At 40.7% G+C, this 16,214-nt stretch carries 17 protein-coding genes; 7 read left to right on the plus strand and 10 right to left on the minus strand.

What is annotated here, in order from left to right; translation table 11 throughout:
- Nucleotides 1–58 precede the first annotated feature (58 nt).
- The 5 genes from K245_RS0111160 to K245_RS0111180 all read left to right on the plus strand — a co-directional run bounded on the left by K245_RS0111160 (nucleotide 59) and on the right by K245_RS0111180 (nucleotide 6,218).
- Nucleotides 59–1,924, plus strand: coding sequence for a hypothetical protein (locus K245_RS0111160; RefSeq protein WP_027359353.1), 1,866 nt, complete (start codon nucleotides 59–61; stop codon nucleotides 1,922–1,924).
- A 154-nt stretch (nucleotides 1,925–2,078) separates the two neighbouring features.
- Nucleotides 2,079–2,741: a hypothetical protein gene (locus K245_RS0111165; protein ID WP_027359354.1), complete on the plus strand. Its 663-nt coding sequence runs from the start codon at nucleotides 2,079–2,081 to the stop codon at nucleotides 2,739–2,741.
- A gap of 7 nt (nucleotides 2,742–2,748) precedes the next feature.
- Nucleotides 2,749–5,163 carry a hypothetical protein gene (locus K245_RS0111170; protein WP_156906773.1) on the plus strand — a complete coding sequence of 805 codons (2,415 nt, stop codon included), beginning with the start codon at nucleotides 2,749–2,751 and terminating at the stop codon, nucleotides 5,161–5,163.
- Complete coding sequence (locus K245_RS27730) at nucleotides 5,160–5,300, plus strand: hypothetical protein (RefSeq protein WP_156906774.1); 141 nt, start codon at nucleotides 5,160–5,162, stop codon at nucleotides 5,298–5,300. The genes K245_RS0111170 and K245_RS27730 overlap by 4 nt, the downstream gene beginning before the upstream one ends.
- 48 nt (nucleotides 5,301–5,348) lie before the next feature.
- Nucleotides 5,349–6,218: a bifunctional UDP-sugar hydrolase/5'-nucleotidase gene (locus K245_RS0111180; protein WP_027359356.1), complete on the plus strand. Its 870-nt coding sequence runs from the start codon at nucleotides 5,349–5,351 to the stop codon at nucleotides 6,216–6,218.
- A gap of 130 nt (nucleotides 6,219–6,348) precedes the next feature.
- Here K245_RS0111180 and K245_RS0111185 read toward each other — a convergent pair whose 3' ends face one another.
- From K245_RS0111185 to rsmA, 4 genes are all read right to left on the minus strand, one after another.
- Nucleotides 6,349–6,735 carry a hypothetical protein gene (locus tag K245_RS0111185; protein WP_156906775.1) on the minus strand — a complete coding sequence of 129 codons (387 nt, stop codon included), beginning with the start codon at nucleotides 6,733–6,735 and terminating at the stop codon, nucleotides 6,349–6,351.
- A gap of 93 nt (nucleotides 6,736–6,828) precedes the next feature.
- Nucleotides 6,829–7,791 carry a tetratricopeptide repeat protein gene (locus tag K245_RS0111190; protein WP_027359358.1) on the minus strand — a complete coding sequence of 321 codons (963 nt, stop codon included), beginning with the start codon at nucleotides 7,789–7,791 and terminating at the stop codon, nucleotides 6,829–6,831.
- 129 nt (nucleotides 7,792–7,920) lie between these two features.
- Nucleotides 7,921–9,351 (minus strand): two-component system sensor histidine kinase NtrB, encoded by a 1,431-nt coding sequence (locus K245_RS0111195; RefSeq protein WP_027359359.1) that lies wholly within the window; start codon nucleotides 9,349–9,351, stop codon nucleotides 7,921–7,923.
- Nucleotides 9,352–9,455: 104 nt separating this feature from the next.
- Entirely contained in the window at nucleotides 9,456–10,322 is an 867-nt protein-coding gene (gene rsmA, locus K245_RS0111200; RefSeq protein WP_027359360.1) for a 16S rRNA (adenine(1518)-N(6)/adenine(1519)-N(6))-dimethyltransferase RsmA, read from the minus strand.
- A 186-nt stretch (nucleotides 10,323–10,508) separates the two neighbouring features.
- On the opposite strand from rsmA, the gene K245_RS0111205 reads away from it, so the two are divergent.
- The gene (locus K245_RS0111205; RefSeq protein ID WP_027359361.1) at nucleotides 10,509–11,171 is read left to right on the plus strand and encodes an L-fuculose-phosphate aldolase; all 663 of its coding nucleotides are present in this window, start codon (nucleotides 10,509–10,511) and stop codon (nucleotides 11,169–11,171) included.
- Nucleotides 11,172–11,369: 198 nt separating this feature from the next.
- Here the strand turns inward: K245_RS0111205 and K245_RS0111210 are convergent, their stop codons facing one another.
- The 5 genes from K245_RS0111210 to K245_RS0111235 all read right to left on the minus strand — a co-directional run bounded on the left by K245_RS0111210 (nucleotide 11,370) and on the right by K245_RS0111235 (nucleotide 14,859).
- Nucleotides 11,370–11,915, minus strand: coding sequence for a tetratricopeptide repeat protein (locus K245_RS0111210; protein ID WP_027359362.1), 546 nt, complete (start codon nucleotides 11,913–11,915; stop codon nucleotides 11,370–11,372).
- A 358-nt stretch (nucleotides 11,916–12,273) separates the two neighbouring features.
- Complete coding sequence (locus tag K245_RS0111215) at nucleotides 12,274–12,537, minus strand: DUF4405 domain-containing protein (protein WP_027359363.1); 264 nt, start codon at nucleotides 12,535–12,537, stop codon at nucleotides 12,274–12,276.
- Nucleotides 12,538–12,815: 278 nt separating this feature from the next.
- Nucleotides 12,816–13,625, minus strand: a complete 810-nt coding sequence (locus K245_RS0111225; protein ID WP_027359364.1) for a M48 family metallopeptidase — start codon at nucleotides 13,623–13,625, stop codon at nucleotides 12,816–12,818.
- 90 nt (nucleotides 13,626–13,715) lie between these two features.
- The gene (locus K245_RS0111230; RefSeq protein WP_027359365.1) at nucleotides 13,716–14,507 is read right to left on the minus strand and encodes a DUF1189 family protein; all 792 of its coding nucleotides are present in this window, start codon (nucleotides 14,505–14,507) and stop codon (nucleotides 13,716–13,718) included.
- A 4-nt stretch (nucleotides 14,508–14,511) separates the two neighbouring features.
- Nucleotides 14,512–14,859 carry a phenylpyruvate tautomerase MIF-related protein gene (locus tag K245_RS0111235; RefSeq protein WP_027359366.1) on the minus strand — a complete coding sequence of 116 codons (348 nt, stop codon included), beginning with the start codon at nucleotides 14,857–14,859 and terminating at the stop codon, nucleotides 14,512–14,514.
- A 351-nt stretch (nucleotides 14,860–15,210) separates the two neighbouring features.
- Between K245_RS0111235 and K245_RS0111240 the strand changes: the two genes are divergently transcribed.
- Nucleotides 15,211–15,639, plus strand: coding sequence for a hypothetical protein (locus K245_RS0111240; RefSeq protein ID WP_027359367.1), 429 nt, complete (start codon nucleotides 15,211–15,213; stop codon nucleotides 15,637–15,639).
- 30 nt (nucleotides 15,640–15,669) lie between these two features.
- Here K245_RS0111240 and K245_RS0111245 read toward each other — a convergent pair whose 3' ends face one another.
- A complete protein-coding gene (locus tag K245_RS0111245) occupies nucleotides 15,670–16,017 on the minus strand; it encodes a flagellar basal body rod protein FlgC (protein WP_027359368.1) in 348 nt (115 codons plus the stop codon).
- Nucleotides 16,018–16,214: the final 197 nt, after the last annotated feature.

The raw sequence follows: 16,214 nt of genomic DNA on the forward strand, positions 1-16,214 counted from the left end.
TTATTTAGTTTTGGCCAAAACCAAAAAACAAAGACCAACATTTAAACAGGAGAAAAAGATGAAAAAATTCCTCACAGGCATGGTTGCAGCAGCTACGCTTTTCAGCGCTGGCGCAGCTTTTGCCGCAAACCAGGTGCAGGTAACCCTTACCTCGCCAACAATCGTTAAAGCTGGCTGTGAAAAAGCCGGTTCAATCCAGTTCGCATTTGACGCTGGTACAACCATTACTGCAGGCGACTGGTGGTATATGGACCTTCCGGTTAACGTATCTCTCTGTAAATCATACGATTATACAATAGGTGCGGCAACCACAGCTGGTGGTCAGTCATTCAATACCACTACCGGCTTCATGACTTTCGCAGTTGGATCTGGTCTTGCAGCTCGTCTTCAGGAAAGCAGTGCTGCTACTGGTGTAACCGGCCCAATCACAGTTTCTGTAACAGGCCTTCCTGGTACAGCAGGCGGATATGGTGTTGGTTCAAACTGGGTTGACGCGAATGCTGACGCTATTATTGACGCCGGTGAAGTTACAGCTGACAAGATGACTTTCAGAGTTGTTGGTGTTGCAGGAAGCCGCCGTATCACAGTATACGCTCTTGGTACCGCAGCTACTGATACTCTTAAAGTAACCAACGGTTACAAGATGAACTTCAAGATCATGGACGGAAAAGCGTGGAACGTAAATGGCGCTAACAGAAACCTTATCATGATCAACAAAGATGAAACAGCTTCTCCATTCATTTTTGGTGAGTCAAACTACACTGGTACTTCTGACGAAGTTATCGGTCTTGATGACTCAGTTGCAGCAACAGAGCCAGCAGTTGAAAACACACTTTGTATAAATGCATCTAACCCTGCATTTACAAGTGACCTTGTATTCGTTTCATTTGCTTCACTTTCTGACAAGTTCACCTTCACTGGTGACTCCCAGATCGCACATACTGGCGGAGCTGCTTCAATAACTCTCAAGAACTGCAAGAGCGCAGATGTTGACCAGATCAGCATTTCTGGCCAGAGCTCAGCATGTAGCTTTACCTATCTGTACACCAATGCATACAGCTGTACAGGTCATACCCTTTTCAACGACAACCTTCTCATCCAGACCTCATCTCAGTTCGGTGAACTTGGTGACATGTATGAAGTTACAACCACAAGCATGACAAGCGGCGTATATTTCGGCGCTAACCCAAATCTTTGGGGTTATCTTGCAACTGCAGACGCATGCTCAAAAACTGTTGCTGGTATAGCTAAGGCTGCTACCACAACAACAAAGTATGTATCTAATACTGCATCAACCGTAGCTTATCAGACTGACAACAAATGTACCATTCAGACCACAGCTAGATTCGACAGCGTAAAGCAGTCTGGTTTCAGCCTTGATAACAACAATGTTTTCCGTGTTGACCTTCCAAACATGATCTATGACACCGGAATCATTGGAAACGGCGTTGAAGCAAAAATCAAGGTTAACCTTGCTAAAATACCTTGCGGACAGCTTTTTGAAGGCACTGTAACAATCGGTACTTTCGTTACAACCTGTAGCTCAGCTACAACCTCTACTTCAGTTCTTCTTTTCCCATTCTTCCCTCCAATGGATCCTGCAGCGGCTCCTGGCTGGTGGGGTGGTTATGTAATCGTTAACGGCGGCGCAATTGCTGGTACTGCAAACCTTGTTTACGCAGATGCAGCCGGCGCAACCAAGACCTATACAACTCCAAGCATCGCAGTTGGCGCTCAGTTCAACGGTTCCGCAATTACTGCTGATCAGCTTACTGCTGGTACCGGTACTTTCAACACAGCCAAGAACTACAGCATCAAGGCATTCTGCGGTTTTGACCATGCAGCTGGCTTTGCTTTCGTAAGCAGCCCTGAAGCTTCAGCAAGCTACACAGCATATGTTGATGATGCAAATAGATTCCTCTAAGATGTGTTTTGACTTAACATAATGTTAAGTGAAATCTTAGATTATCGATGAACAAAAAGGGAGATCCTGGCAACAGGGTCTCCCTGATTTTTTTAGTCAAATTTATAATATCTATTTATTATTTCTGTACCGATAAAGTAGTTGAGATTTTATTATGAACTCTAACAAAACCATACAATTTCTGTTTATACTTTTATTCATAGCAATTTTTTGTGAGCCTTATAATTGTGAGGCATTTACAGCTAAGATTAAATCCTATTATTCAGGAGGGCCCGGAGGTAAATCCGGTTCTGCTGTGTGGTCTGTTGAGAAAACAGATTCTGATATTGTTTTCTATGACACGAATCAGTCAAGAGTCGTTAGTATTAAGATACTTGAAGGGACGAAACAGGCATCCACGATAGCATTTGAAAAACAATTGCATGATAATCTTAATCCTTTAGCAAAGACTATTAAAAAAGGAAAATCTGATAACGAAACCATGGTTTTTTTATCTTCGGGCCATCCTGTTCCATATGACTGGATTGATCCTTACTCAAAAATTTCCGGTGAGATTAAAGTGAGCACGCAGAGTGGTGCTACGAAATTTGCGAGAAGGGTAAAAAAGGAAGTTCAGTTTCTTACATATGCTGATGCTCTCCAGTCTGGTTATCTGATTGATGATAATTCCGGATATATTGATACATCCAAGACATTTACGCTTTTTACACTTACGGATAATGGCAAGACAGTTCTTAAGCAGCTATGGCAGGACGAGGATTTTTTCTGGCTGTATGAGGAGACTGGATTAAGAAAATCATATTTGATGGGTAAGTGATTTGAAAATGAGTTTAATAAAAAAATCAGCAGCAAAATTTGTATTATTCATTTTACTGTTTTTTCCGGTATCTGCAAGCGCATATACTGAAACTGCCTCAGCATGGCAGTCATGGTCAGGGTACTGGTGGCCATATATATATGGCGGACTTGCGACCGGCATTGATTACAAAGGCCAGCCAGCGCCTTTACAGAAATATGAAATGCTCTATAATGCCACTTATAATGGCCCGACAATAACAGAATATACGGCACAGCATTACGACCCTAATGCATCATCGTGGTCAGGACTGTGCCATGCCTATGCAGCTGCAGCAGCCACAGAAAACCTCGATTTTAGCCCATGTGTCGTAGATAATATATTATTCAGAACCGGTGATAAAAAAGGTCTCATTTCCATGAGCCATGACAATGACTGGATAATGGGCATAAGGCAGGGTTGTGAAACACCTGATATCCTGCATTTCTGGCTTCTTTCAAATATCAGGGATCAAGGCAAAGCTATTGTTGCCGATCTTGATCACAGTTATGAAGTCTGGAATTATCCTATCTATAAATATAAAATGCAGATCACTCCGACTTCTGGCGGCGTAAATGTCCAATGTACTATCTGGTACGCCAATGACCTTGTTTCTCCTGACTACACAGGAACAGATGAGAGAACCTCCTATTATGAATATACCCTATTTATGTCAGGAGATGAAATAACCGGGGGAGAGTGGACAGGAAACAGTGTTTTAAACCATCCTGATTTGCTTGTAATGCCTTTGTCTCCCCAATCAACACTCCCTTCATTGAATTACGACAAGGTGAAATCAATTGCCTCAAAGGTAGACGATGAGCTTGAGTCTGATTTCCCCGTCGAGATGACACCCGGCACGTACAAGCTTCTTCTTCTCAATGAAGATCAGTATGTGGTTAATCTGAAAGATGGTGAATCTGCAAAAATTTCATTAAAAAAAGAAGAAGGCTCCCTGGACATCACTTATGAAATAAAGAGCGTTCAAGGTTCTATTATTGGGAGTGATAGTCTGAGCGGTGAAGTAAAAAATATTACTCTTAATTCTGATGGAGCACCCTATGTTGTCACTCTTAGGCAAAATGATTATTCAAGCTTCGGTTTATATGAACTGAAATTTGATAAATTCAAAGCTTTCGAATTTGCCAATCCTCATATACATAAGGGAACATACTGGGGAGGCGTCGCGATAGTAAATAGTGGAACTGATACAGTAGATGATGTCATTGTGACCGGTTATAAGGATAATGGTGACCCTCTTCAGACTTATCTTGGGCCATTCTCACTTAATCCGGGAGAAAAAAAGACTGTTCTCATGTCTGACTTCACCCAACGAAATGTAGACAGACAGGATTTTACCGGACTCAAAGTTGCTTCACCGGCAAAGCTTGATGTAGCTTATATGGCCGGCAATGCCAACAGGAATTTTCTCTCATTTCAGGATTCATCTTCATCCGGAATTCTTGTCCTTCCTGACACGCGATTAGGCTTTACTCCCATAAAGAATATTAACTGGGGATTGTACAATCCCGGATCTGGCTCATCAGGGATAAGTATTAAGCTATTTAAAAGTACCGGATCTTTAAATTCAACTTCAAATTTGTCTCTTTCTCCTAAAGAAATGAAAAACTATGCTGAAGGCGTAAATATGCCATACAGCACATCAGTTGAGGGTGGTTGGGCATTGATTGAAGCAGATGCTCCGGTATCAGGCTATATCCAGTGGATGGATAGCGGCGGCGTGAAGGCTGAAATGCTGCAACTCGTCAAGCCCGGAAATAATTTTGTAATTCCCCACGCTGTATCGGATGGTTTCTGGAAAACCAAGGTCACACTGATCAACGTATTATCTGTTCCTGTAAACACTGATGTATCAATTATTAATGGTGGAACCACTGAGACGACAACTGTGCAACTTGCACCGTACGAGAAAAAAAACATTGATATAAGAAGTTTATTTTCAGCAAGTGATGATATCTTTTCTTCGTCAATAATTTCGATAAGGGCAGATGGAAACATCGCCGGATATTTTACATATGATACGCCTTATGATTATATCTCTTACCCGCTACTTGACGAGAGCGCAAGCAGGACAGAATTGATCTTGCCACATAGTGCGTCAGATAATGACTGGTGGACTGGCATCACTTTATGCAATATGAATGATTCAGAATCAAATGTTCAGATATATGGATTCGGCTCAAACGGTGAGAATATAGGGTCACTGAATTCGTTCTGTAGTGTTCCCGGGCACGGTAAAAAGATTCTTACAGTCTCTGAAATTTTTGGTACAAATCAGGAGGCTGTAAAATATATAAAAATTATATCTGATAAAAATATTTACGGCTTATTTGGTATTGCCAATAACACGGTAACCAGGATCGCAGGAGGCGTGCTTGAATGAAATTGTTTAATATAACCTCTTTTTTTTCATTTATCATTCTGACTTTTCTTTCGGTAAACGCGCCGCAAGCGGCTGAAAAAGAGCTTGTTGTTGTTTTTACAGGAGACACAGCTGGTTATGTCGAACCATGCGGCTGAAGTCCCAAAAAAGGAGGACTGGCCCGGCGGGCCGCCTATATAGATAGTTTGCGTAAGGAAAACCAGAATGTTGTTCTTCTTGATTGCGGCGATATGTTTACTAAGTCGAAAAAACCGTCTGAATTAAGAGCAAAAACGATTGCAAGATCAATGGATCTAATGAAATATGACGCAGTCAATCTTGCGGATGAAGAAGTAAATATGGGACTTTCTTTTTTTACTGAAACAGCAACTGAATTCCATATGCCCATGGTTTCTGCAAATGTTAAGTTTAAAAAGGAAACAGACCGTAAGTTGCTAAAAACTATCATTGTCAAGAGCCTCAGTGGGCTTAAAGTAGGTATAACCGGTGTTACTCCCGAAGTTTTTTTTAAAGGGGACGTTTCAGATAAAAATAATCTGATTATTGACCAGGATATTCATAAAGCTCTAACCTCATCAGTGGCAGAGATGAAAAAAGAAGGCGCTGATTTCACCATTGCTCTTACTCATATGTCTAATGAGGCGGCAAGAAATTTTCTACAGCTAAATGACGTACCAGGACTTTCTCTGGCTATAGGCGGACATGGCAGATTTCTTTCACCGGACGCTGTCAAAATCAAAGAAACGTATTTTGTCCAGAACAGCGCGTCAGGAGAACATCTCGGAGTTATTAAGGTCAGGTTTAATGATAAGAATGTCCCGGTTTCTCTTGCGTATAATGACGTTACTTTATCTATGGACCTGCCTGAGGAGCCTAAAATAGCACAGATTGTAAAGAATTTTGACCTTGAGAGTATCAAGATAGAAGAAGAATCCCGCAAGACAGAGGATAAAGTCAAAGAGGCCGAAGCCTTGAAAAAAGTGCTTGATCTTAAACCTGAGGAATTTGTTAAAAAGATGAAGGGTAAAGAAGGTCAGACAGTGCCTTTGGACTAAAAACTATCATTTTTTATAGCAAGTATAGCAAAGAATTTTGATAAAAAAAGTCGGATCAAGGCAAATTGCCTTAATCCGACTTTTTTATAGTTAAAACTTCGTTTTTTTTACAAAAAGAAGCCAGCGCTTATTATTTTTTATTATTTACGTCTGGCTCCTGAGTCATTGTGAAAGGATTCTTTCTTTTGGTAAAGCTCACATGCCATTCGCCACTTTCAAAAAGCCAGTGCTCAAGTATTTCGGGCTCAAATTTGTAGCCCATCTGCATTGCGTCATATTTCACCAATACTTTTGCAGATTTACTGTCAGGCGCAATATCTATGCTGGTTACCTTGAATCCGCCCGAAATCTGATATTCTTTTTTCCTTAGAAACATTTGCTCAGTGATCGTTTTTTTGTACTCTTCATCAACCATCATATAAATGGTTTTCATATCATGATTGATTCTAGCCTGCCATAGCTTATTTACCTGTAGTTCAAGGGCGGTTTTAAGAGCTGAATCATCAGGTTTTTTCATTAAAAGAAACAAAGAAGTCGAAATAATTACTAACAACAGAAGACAGCCTAATAATAAAAGAAACTTTTTGTTTTTAAATTTGAAGTCTGGCATCTATTCTTCACCTCTTAACCTGGCTTCAATGCTTTCTATGAGAGTAGCCGCGTTCTTGTTACCCATTGTCTGAGCTTTTTTTGCGTATTCAAGAGCTGTTTTATAGTTTTTTGTATCTCTGTATGCTGTTGCAAGGTTTATTACTACATTATCAAGGGTAGGCTTGCACTCAAGAGCTTTGGCAAACAGAGGAATAGCTTTCTCAGGTTCCTTTTTTGCCATATGAAGCGCACCTAAATTTGCATAGGATTCTGCAAACAGCGGATCAATTTCATTGGCTTTATTGAACATTTCAACTGCCGTTTTTTCGTCGTTCATCCCCATGGCAATAAGCCCTAATTCATTATATGCTGCGGTATTTTTGGGGTTAAGTGATACGACTTTTTCAAATGACTGCTTGGAGGCTTCAATAACACCAAGTTCAGCGTATATTTTACCAATTTCAAAATATGCTGTTGGCCCTAAGCTTGGGTTTATTTTAACCGCTGCTGTCATGGCATCAATGGCTTCATCTTTTTTGCCTGTAGTGCTTAGAATAGACCCCATATTAAAATGTGCCCAGTCAAGCTTAGGATTTATTTCTATTATTTTTTTATACTCTTTTATTGCAGCCTCGTTGTTGCCTGTTAATTGATAAGCTTGGGCAAGATTGTATCTTGCCATGATATCTTTGGGGTTCAAGGTCACTGCGGTATTGAACTCATTGATTGCTTCCTGGTATCTTCCTTTTGTGGCATATCCAATACCAATATTCTGGTGCATCAGAGGTTTGATTCTGGGGTCAATCTTTACCGCTTTTTCATAGGTTTCCCTGGCCTTCTGAAAATTTCCTTCCTGGGTATATTTCCCGGCTTCAATCATGAGCTGTTTAGTATCTGGCTCAGCTGCAAATGCGTTTAGTGAGGTGCTAAGAACAAAAAAAACTATAAGAAAATTAATTTTTTTAAAAAAAGTGAATCTCATATTTTACTCCATTTCATGGTGATTATAGGTGCTTCAAGGCGAATATATATATATGATAGAAACCCATTATACAAATCAAAAAATAGTATTGTGTCTTATATCGTATATGTTCCAGCTATATTCGGGGTTCTAATATTTCCGGTCTGATTTGTCTGCTGAAGGGATGTATACGCTGATGCATGTTCCTTTGGATGGATGAGAAAATGCGTCTATCCAGCCGCCATGGGCCGTGATAATGCCGTAGGCTGCTGCCATGCCAAGCCCCCGGCCCGGGAATTTGGTGGAAAAGAAAGGATCAAATAGATTGTCCAGGGTTTTTTGCTCCATGCCCTGCCCATTATCTTCAATTTTTACTGCTATGAATTTTTTATCAGGATCTGCTTCAGGATGTTTTAGCCCTATATCAGAAGGCGATATTATTTCTTCTATCCTGATATTAATTTTCCCGTTTTTATTAATCGCCTCTATGGAATTCTGTATAACGCTTTGAATTACTGTCTCAATCTGCATTCTGTCTGCTTCAGCAAAAATTGCAGGAGAGGTGTTTTCGAAAAAAATACTGATGGTATCTGACAGTTGGTTTCTGAATCTGAGGAGCATTTTTTCAATAAGCGAATTCATGTCTATTGAGTCAAGATTCAGCTGACCTCCCTTGGAGTAATTAAGAAGCAGATCAGTAAGCTTTACCATTTGTTTTGCTGCATCAAATGCAGGAGGAATGCTTTTTAAAACAGAGGTATTTTCCTCGTTTTCGAGCTGCATAAGTTCAAGATGTCCGGTTATGATGTTCAGGAGATTGTTGAATTTGTGGGCAATACCACCAGCAAGAATAGCCACTGATTTCATCCTGCTTGTGTGCATAAGCTCCCTCTGCATGGCTTTCTGTTCTGAAACATCGGTTATGCACATTCTGAGACCACAAACTTTTCCGTCTTTTTTAATGGCATTGGTATTTCTTATAACGTTCATGACTCGGCCATTTCTTGTGCACATCCTTGTATCAATCGTGTCTATAGATTCTCCTTGCAGAACTCTTGCAATTCTCTCGCTTGTTAATTCGAGCTCTTCGGGGTGAATAAGTGCAAGCCCATTAAATCCTTGTTCAAACTCCTCCCTTGAAATTTCGAACATTTTAAGTCCTAACTCATTTGCATATGTGACCTTTAGGTTGAGATCTGCCTCGCAGATGACGGAGGGAAGAAGGTCGGCCATTTCCCTGAATCTTTTCTCGCTGTCCTCGAGGTCTTTCTGTACCTTGTTTTTCTGGTTTATTTCCATCTCAAGAAGACGGTTTATTTCGGACATTTTTTTATTAGCGTCTGCAAGTCTGTCTGTTTTTTCCAGCATTATGTATGACAAGAGGCCAGAGAGAAACGAAATTGGCAGAGAGAAAAAAGCCGGTATCGATTTGATTAACCACTCAGGAACCATGATCCTGAATATATAAATGTCAGTATTGTGATCGGGGATGATGTGATTGTATGCTTTTGTGAGCATTAGGCAGATGAAAACAGTCATGAAGACGATGAATGACTTGAGCAGGGCTTTATTATGTATCATTTAGGAGTTCCTGAATAATGGTTTCAACTCTGGCAAACTCGGATCTTTTTCATTCCGGCGGGGCCTGCGCCGGAACGACGAGAATTGGACTTTTTGCGACTTTGTCAAATCTGTTTTTCAGAAAGTCTGTGTACTTCATCGGACAGTCTTACAAAATCTGCCACAGCAAGTGTTTCTGCCCGCCTTACAGGGTCTATTCCTGATTTGATAAGCACTTTTTCAGCCTGGCCGTGGTCAAGACCCACAAAACCACCTGCAAGTGAGTTTTTGAGAGTCTTTCTTCTTTGTCCGAAGGCAGATCTTACTGTGTCAAAAAAGCACTTTTCATTTAAAGGCATGTATTGAGGTTCTTCAGGTATTGTTATCTCGATAACAGAAGAATCCACATCAGGAGCAGGGAAAAATAGATGCTTCTTGATTTCTGCAAGAACCTTTATGTCTCCGCAATATTGAACCAGTACCGATATCCTTCCATAATTTCTTGATCCTGGCGGAGAAGTGATTCTCTGGACAAGTTCTTTCTGGAGCATGAAAACGGCTTTCTTGAATTTTTTTCTGTTTTCCACAAGAACCGCAAGAATCTGTGACGAGATATTATAAGGCAGGTTACCCATCATGATAAATCTTTGGTCTTTAGTATCATGACCGTTTTCAAGCTCAGGAAGTTCAAAATCAAGAATACTTGTATTTATTATTTCCACGTTCGATATTGAAGCTGCTTCGAGTTCGGTTTTAAGAACTGGAATAATTGTCGTGTCTTTTTCAATGGCCACAACTTTTGATGCGCACCTGGCAATCTGGATTGTCAGGCTTCCAAGCCCGGGGCCTATTTCAAAAACAGTGTCCTGATCAGTTATGCCAGACCTTTCCACAATCATTTTTGAAGTTGAAGGATCTGAGAGAAAATTTTGTCCCAGCTGTTTTTTTGCCTTGAGACCGGAAGATCCAAGAAGCATTTTGGGTGAGGTCATTCTTTAAGTTGCCATGTATATATTGTTAAAGTAAAAAGTGATTTCAGCAAATAGATCATGATTTCTTTGTGAGGGCTTGGAGTTTTTGAAAAAAGCCCTGTAAAAATTTATGTTTTTAGATCTAAGCTGCAAAAAACCTTCAATCAATAACACTAAAATAAAGATTAGGCAATCAGGGATGGAAAGATGATAATCAGCACTGAGCTTGAAAAGATAATGGCAGAAATAGTCACGTTCGGAAGAAAAATGCTTGAAGACGGTCTCACAGCCGGTTCGGGCGGGAATCTGAGCGTTTATATGAGGGATGTCAATATCATCGCAATAACTCCGAGCGGTCTTGGTTACATGGAAATGGATACTGATGACGTTGTACTTCTTGATGGAGATGGCAGGGCCATAAGGCCGGGGCTTAAACCATCAAGTGAACTTGGATTCCATATTGCCTCTTACAGGGCAAGGCCAGATGTTTCGGCCGTTGTGCATACCCACTCGCCATTTGCCACCACATTTGCCTGCCTCAGGATGGAAATCCCTGCGGTACATTATCTTGTCGGCTTTGCCGGTAAAAAAGTTTCTGTTGCTCCATATGCTACTTTTGGTTCCGATGGACTCGCTGCTTCAGTCGGCGAGCATATATCGGACAGAAATGCCGTGCTTTTAGCAAATCATGGACTCGTTGCCATAGGCAAGGACCTTGCCTATGCTTACAATGTCGCGCTTGAGGTAGAATATACAGCCAGGATTTATCATCAGTCCCTCGCCATTGGCAGACCTTTTATTCTTGATGATGATGAGATGGACAGGGTAATTAAAAAGTTTGAAACATATGGTAAGCCGTCGGTCGCATAACGATCAGGAATTATTTTCAATAATGACGGACTCGCAAAAAGTCCAAAAAAGGCATCGGCGTCATGCCGGACTTGATCCGGCATCCAGTATTCTCATATACTTCTGGTTTCCAGCCACCGGTTTTCACCGGGGCAGGCTCCGCCGGAACTACGGGAATCATACTTTTGAGGCTTTGTCAAAACTGAAAGCCAATGAAGTCTATTCAGGCGCTGCAAGGTTTCTCATCAATTCATGCGCACCCTGATTTTCCGGGTCTATTCCAAGAATAATAATAAGCTGTTCCTCTGCCTTATCAGGTGTTTTGAAGTATTCAATATACAGTCTCGCAAGATTCAGCCTGGCTTCTAATCTTCCTGGCTGTATGCTTATGGATTTCAGGAACGCTTTTTCTGCTTTTTCATAATTTTCGGTTTCAGAGTATGCCATACCAAGGTTGAAGTAAAGATCTCCGTTTTTTTTGTAGCCAAGTGCAGCTGATTTTTCATAATAAAAGATTTCGGCCTCTTTGGCTCCCATTAGCCCAAGTGCATAGCCAAGATGATAAAATGCGGTTGCATTTTTAGGGTGTGTTTTAACATATTCTTCATGAAGCCTGACTCCTTTTTCAATATCTCCTGACATGAGGCAGTTATCGGCTTCTTCGTCGCATTCGTAAATCTTGTCCTGAACTTCTGCGCCGTTTTTTAATGCACATCCTGAAAGCGGCATTATTAGAACGATGCATATAAAAATAAATTTAATCATTATGTCCCTTGGTCTAAAATAATAGCTGACAGAATCCGGGGGCCCGGTTTGCTGGGACAGGCCTTAACCGGAATTATGGGAATATGCCTTTTTGCGACCTCGCCAGTGTTGAAAATAAAAAAGATGGGCTGTTCTTAGTTAAAATAAAATATTGACAAGGTCTCAAAAAATCCAATTTCAGTCATTCCGGCGGAGCCTGCCCCGGTGAAAGCCGGGGGCCGGAATCCAGAAGTAATTGAAAATACAAAGATGCCGGATCAAGTCCGGCATGACGCTGACGCCTTATTTTGACTTTTTGCGAAAGCATTAAATATTGTTATCTGAGAATATAAACTTATACATTTAAAGTGAACTGAGCCTAATTTTTAAATATGCCGTATTTTGCCAGATTATTTTTAATATAAGTCCAGTGTACAACAACGTGTATTATTCCAAAAACAATAAAGATAAAGCCTGCCCATTCATGAATGTCGCGCATGAAATGTTTGATGGAAATCAAAAAGCTCTCTCCTCCATGTCCAGGTGGCAGAAGCCAGTTAATAACTCCCGTTACAGCAAGCAATACAAATAAAATCATGTTAACAACATTTATAAACCAGTAATAAGTAGATTTCTGCGACATGCCGCCTCCTTTGGGTTTATTGAACATCTATTATGAATTACGCTCGCATGTCAAATTATCCCAATGTTCCAGGGCAGTCAAACATGATTATGGGTTTTTGATAAAAAACAGTAGTGATGGTCTCGCAAAAAATCAAAAAAGGTCATTAGCGCCATGCCTGACTTGATCCAGCATTTTGTATTATCAGATTCTTTTGGATTCCGGCCCCCGGCTTTCACCGGGGCAGGCTCCGCCGGAATGAAGGCAATATATGATTATGATCCATTGCCTTTTTTTTGTTAATTGCGCTTTTTGTAGTATTTTTTCGCCTCTGGAAGCATTGCTTTAATTTTTGATATTCTCGTGTCATCCGAAGGATGAGTGCTTAAGAATTCAGGCATAGTTTTTCCTCCCTGTTTGCTTGCCATTCTTGACCAGAAATCCACGGCTGTTTCAGGATCATAACCAGCCATGGCCATAAAAATGAGTCCGAGCTGGTCAGCTTCGCTTTCATGAAGCCTGCTGAAAGGAAGGAGTACGCCAACCTGGGTTCCTGCACCATATGCAGCTGTCCAAAGCATTCTTGTTTCAGCCGGTTTATCTTGCATGGCGACATTCAGCGCAACTCCACCAAGTTGGGCCATCAGCGCCTGGCTCATGCGCTCATTGCCGTGTTTTGCCACTGCATGGGCTATTTCGTGACCCATTACAACAGCCAGTCCGCCATCGTTTTTGGTTATTGGAAGAATTCCGGAATAGACCACAACTTTTCCGCCAGGCATGCACCAGGCATTGATTTCATCATTTTCAACAAGGTTGAATTCCCATGAATAGCCTGAAATAACGCTGGTCATGTTCTTTTCCCTGAAATAATCCTCGACAGCTGCCTGGATTCTTCTGCCAACATTTCTGACCTGTTCAGTTTTTTGCTTGTCTGAGCTTATCTTGTTCTGTTTCAAAAATTCGTCGTACTGACTGAAGCTTGTTGCAAGCATGGTCTGCTGAGGTATGAGGTCAAGCTGGCTTCTTCCCGAGAATGGAACTGTCGCGCATGCCGGAATTACAAAGAGCAGCAGGGACATGGTGATGATTCTTTTTGATAGCTTCATATTGTATCTCCGATTTATTAAGAGAATTTAATTCTTTATATAAACTCTCCGAAATCGATGTCGATTCTGGAGAGTCATTTGCATTAACCCTCAGGACTCGGCCTCCGGTAAACTGTTTTTGATGCTTTTGATTGCGGCAGCTGAAAGAGCAAGTGTTACAATGCTCATTACTGCCTCATCAAACTGGAAGGACAGGCCCAATGCTTCAAGCACGGCTTTGAAAATCAGCCCTGGAGTAATGGCGACTGTGGCAAGTCTGAATGCATTTTCAAATTTAAGCCCCGTTTTTGAAAGTCCTGAAAGCAGAAGAATCATTGCGCTGTAAATGAATATCTGGAGCATTCTGAACGCGAATGTCAGAAAAACAGCGAATGGGAAAAGAAAAGGCACAAAATACTTTTTTGAAAATGATATCCAGTCTTCCAGAACTGTCTGGTTGAGGGTTAAGCCATCAATTCCAAGTTGACTGATTTGCCATGTCTGATAAGAGCCGTATTTGTTCTGTATTGTTATTGAGTCACTATTCAGTATGAAAGAAAAATTTTGCTGGTTCCCAATGGTTCCTGCCTTGTTTTTAGTATCTATTAGTCCGATTATTTCACCTGTATCACTATTTTTTACATATACAGGCAGTTCATTACTACTTTTGGCTAATCCTTCATTGAAGCTGATTTCAGGGATTTGTCCTATCAGTTCAGGGGCGTATTTCTCTGCAAAATCATTAAAAGTGAAATGAAGTCTGAAAGCTATTGGAAGCCAGCAGACCGCAACAAGAACAAGAATATAAAGAAGATTTGTGCCTTTCCATTCAAATATTACTTCTTTGTAGAAATTGAAGTCATGGAAAGATTTTACAGGTATTTTGAAAAAGTCAGATTTCATTTTTTTATGCTAATGCCTTGTTGTTCCATCCAAACATTGCCGGATCAAGATTCTTGTACTCAATATAAGTCCTTGCCGGATTTATTCCCAATTCCTTGTGAATGAAATCGCACAGCTTTGCAGACAGCTCTCCGCAGTCTCCTGGCTTAAGTCCGACGCTTTTAAGCTCCAGATAGGCGGATGGCTCATGAGTCGCAGCAAAGCAGATTACGAGTCCGTCAAGAATGGTTATCATCATAACAGCCTCGGGTTTTCCAAGGATTTCAGAAGCAAATGAAGATATTTTTTCAGCAAAAATCTTTTTATTATCATCATCAAGTCTTATACTTGTTTCAATACGTATTACAGGCATGGATGGCTCCTTGAATAATGTGCATCTCTAAAAATTGCCTTTTTGCCAAAGTTTAGTCAGGCTGCGTCAGCGTCGTACTCGAATCCTCATTTATAAAGCATAAACTCCGGTTCTCCGTGCGACGCTGCTGATTCCCTTGGGCTAACACATCAAAAATTCTAATTTTTAGAGGCGCCCTAATGTTATTATAATCTTCGGAATTAATTATATTTCTTTTCCGGGCGGCGTTTGTTATTTGCCGCTTAAAAGATTACACAATATAAATGCTACTAAATGTTTTTAACCTCACTGTCAAATCTGATTGCATGTTTTTACAGGGATTGAGAACATATTGATTGAAGGTGGAAATATATGAATCTGATAAAGAATACTAAATCGAATTCTGTTTATATTGTTACGGCTGCGCTTTCAATAATATGTTTGCATGCTCAGGGCTTTACACCTGAGGAAGGCTTGAACTCTTCGGTTTTTACACATTTTTTAAAACGCCCTGTAATTTGTTATAATGGTCAAAGGGATTTTACTCAGAATCTTTATGCCCAGTCAGATGGCCCAATACTTACAAATCCAGACTGGGTTCCTCCAGTTAACAGAAGTAAATACCCTGGATATCAGATTATGGAAGACGCAAAGAAAAATTCAGAATCCTGGAAATACTCCACAAACAGGCAGGGAGGAAATATAAAGGGGGGCGGTACAGTAAAATACAGGGATTATCGTTCTGTTACAAGACAGACCCGGCCGGAATCAGGCGGTGGTACTGGCAAAGCCGGTAAATAAGCGCCCAATCGGGCGCTTTTTTAGTAGACCTTAAGCTTTCATGTCTATTACTTTGCCAAGCATTTCATCTTTTGTCTGCACCATTTTAAGATTGGCTTCATAGCCTCGCTGTGTCGGAATTGTGCTGGTAATTTCCTGGGCAAGGTCAACATTGGAAAGCTCCCGCATTTCTCCTGTTTCACTGCTTTCCTGGACTAGTGGCCCAGGGGTGTTGATTTTTTCAACCCTTGGAGTTACCGAGCTGTTCTGGCCTTCCTCAAGTACTGTCCTGCTTCTTTTGAAGCCGTCCGTATTGACATTGGCAATATTGTTGGAGGTGACGCTCATCTGGGTTCCAAAGGCAGATAAAGCTGAGATATTATTTCCTATTACGTTCATGTTGCCTCCTTATTCCGAATCCCGATTCTCATTCAAGTGGTAACATAGTTGTTATTTTGAATGCTGAATGGGATAATTACCAGTCACTTTTACTAAACATTATTCGTTCAATTGGCCGAATATCTATTCTGATTAATAATATTTATTTAGAGTCTTGCTCAGCATTTTTATTATAATCATCAGCATATTAAAGGTCA

It is taken from the genome of Desulforegula conservatrix Mb1Pa (assembly GCF_000426225.1).
Taxonomy (GTDB): Bacteria; Desulfobacterota; Desulfobacteria; order Desulfobacterales; family Desulforegulaceae; genus Desulforegula; species Desulforegula conservatrix.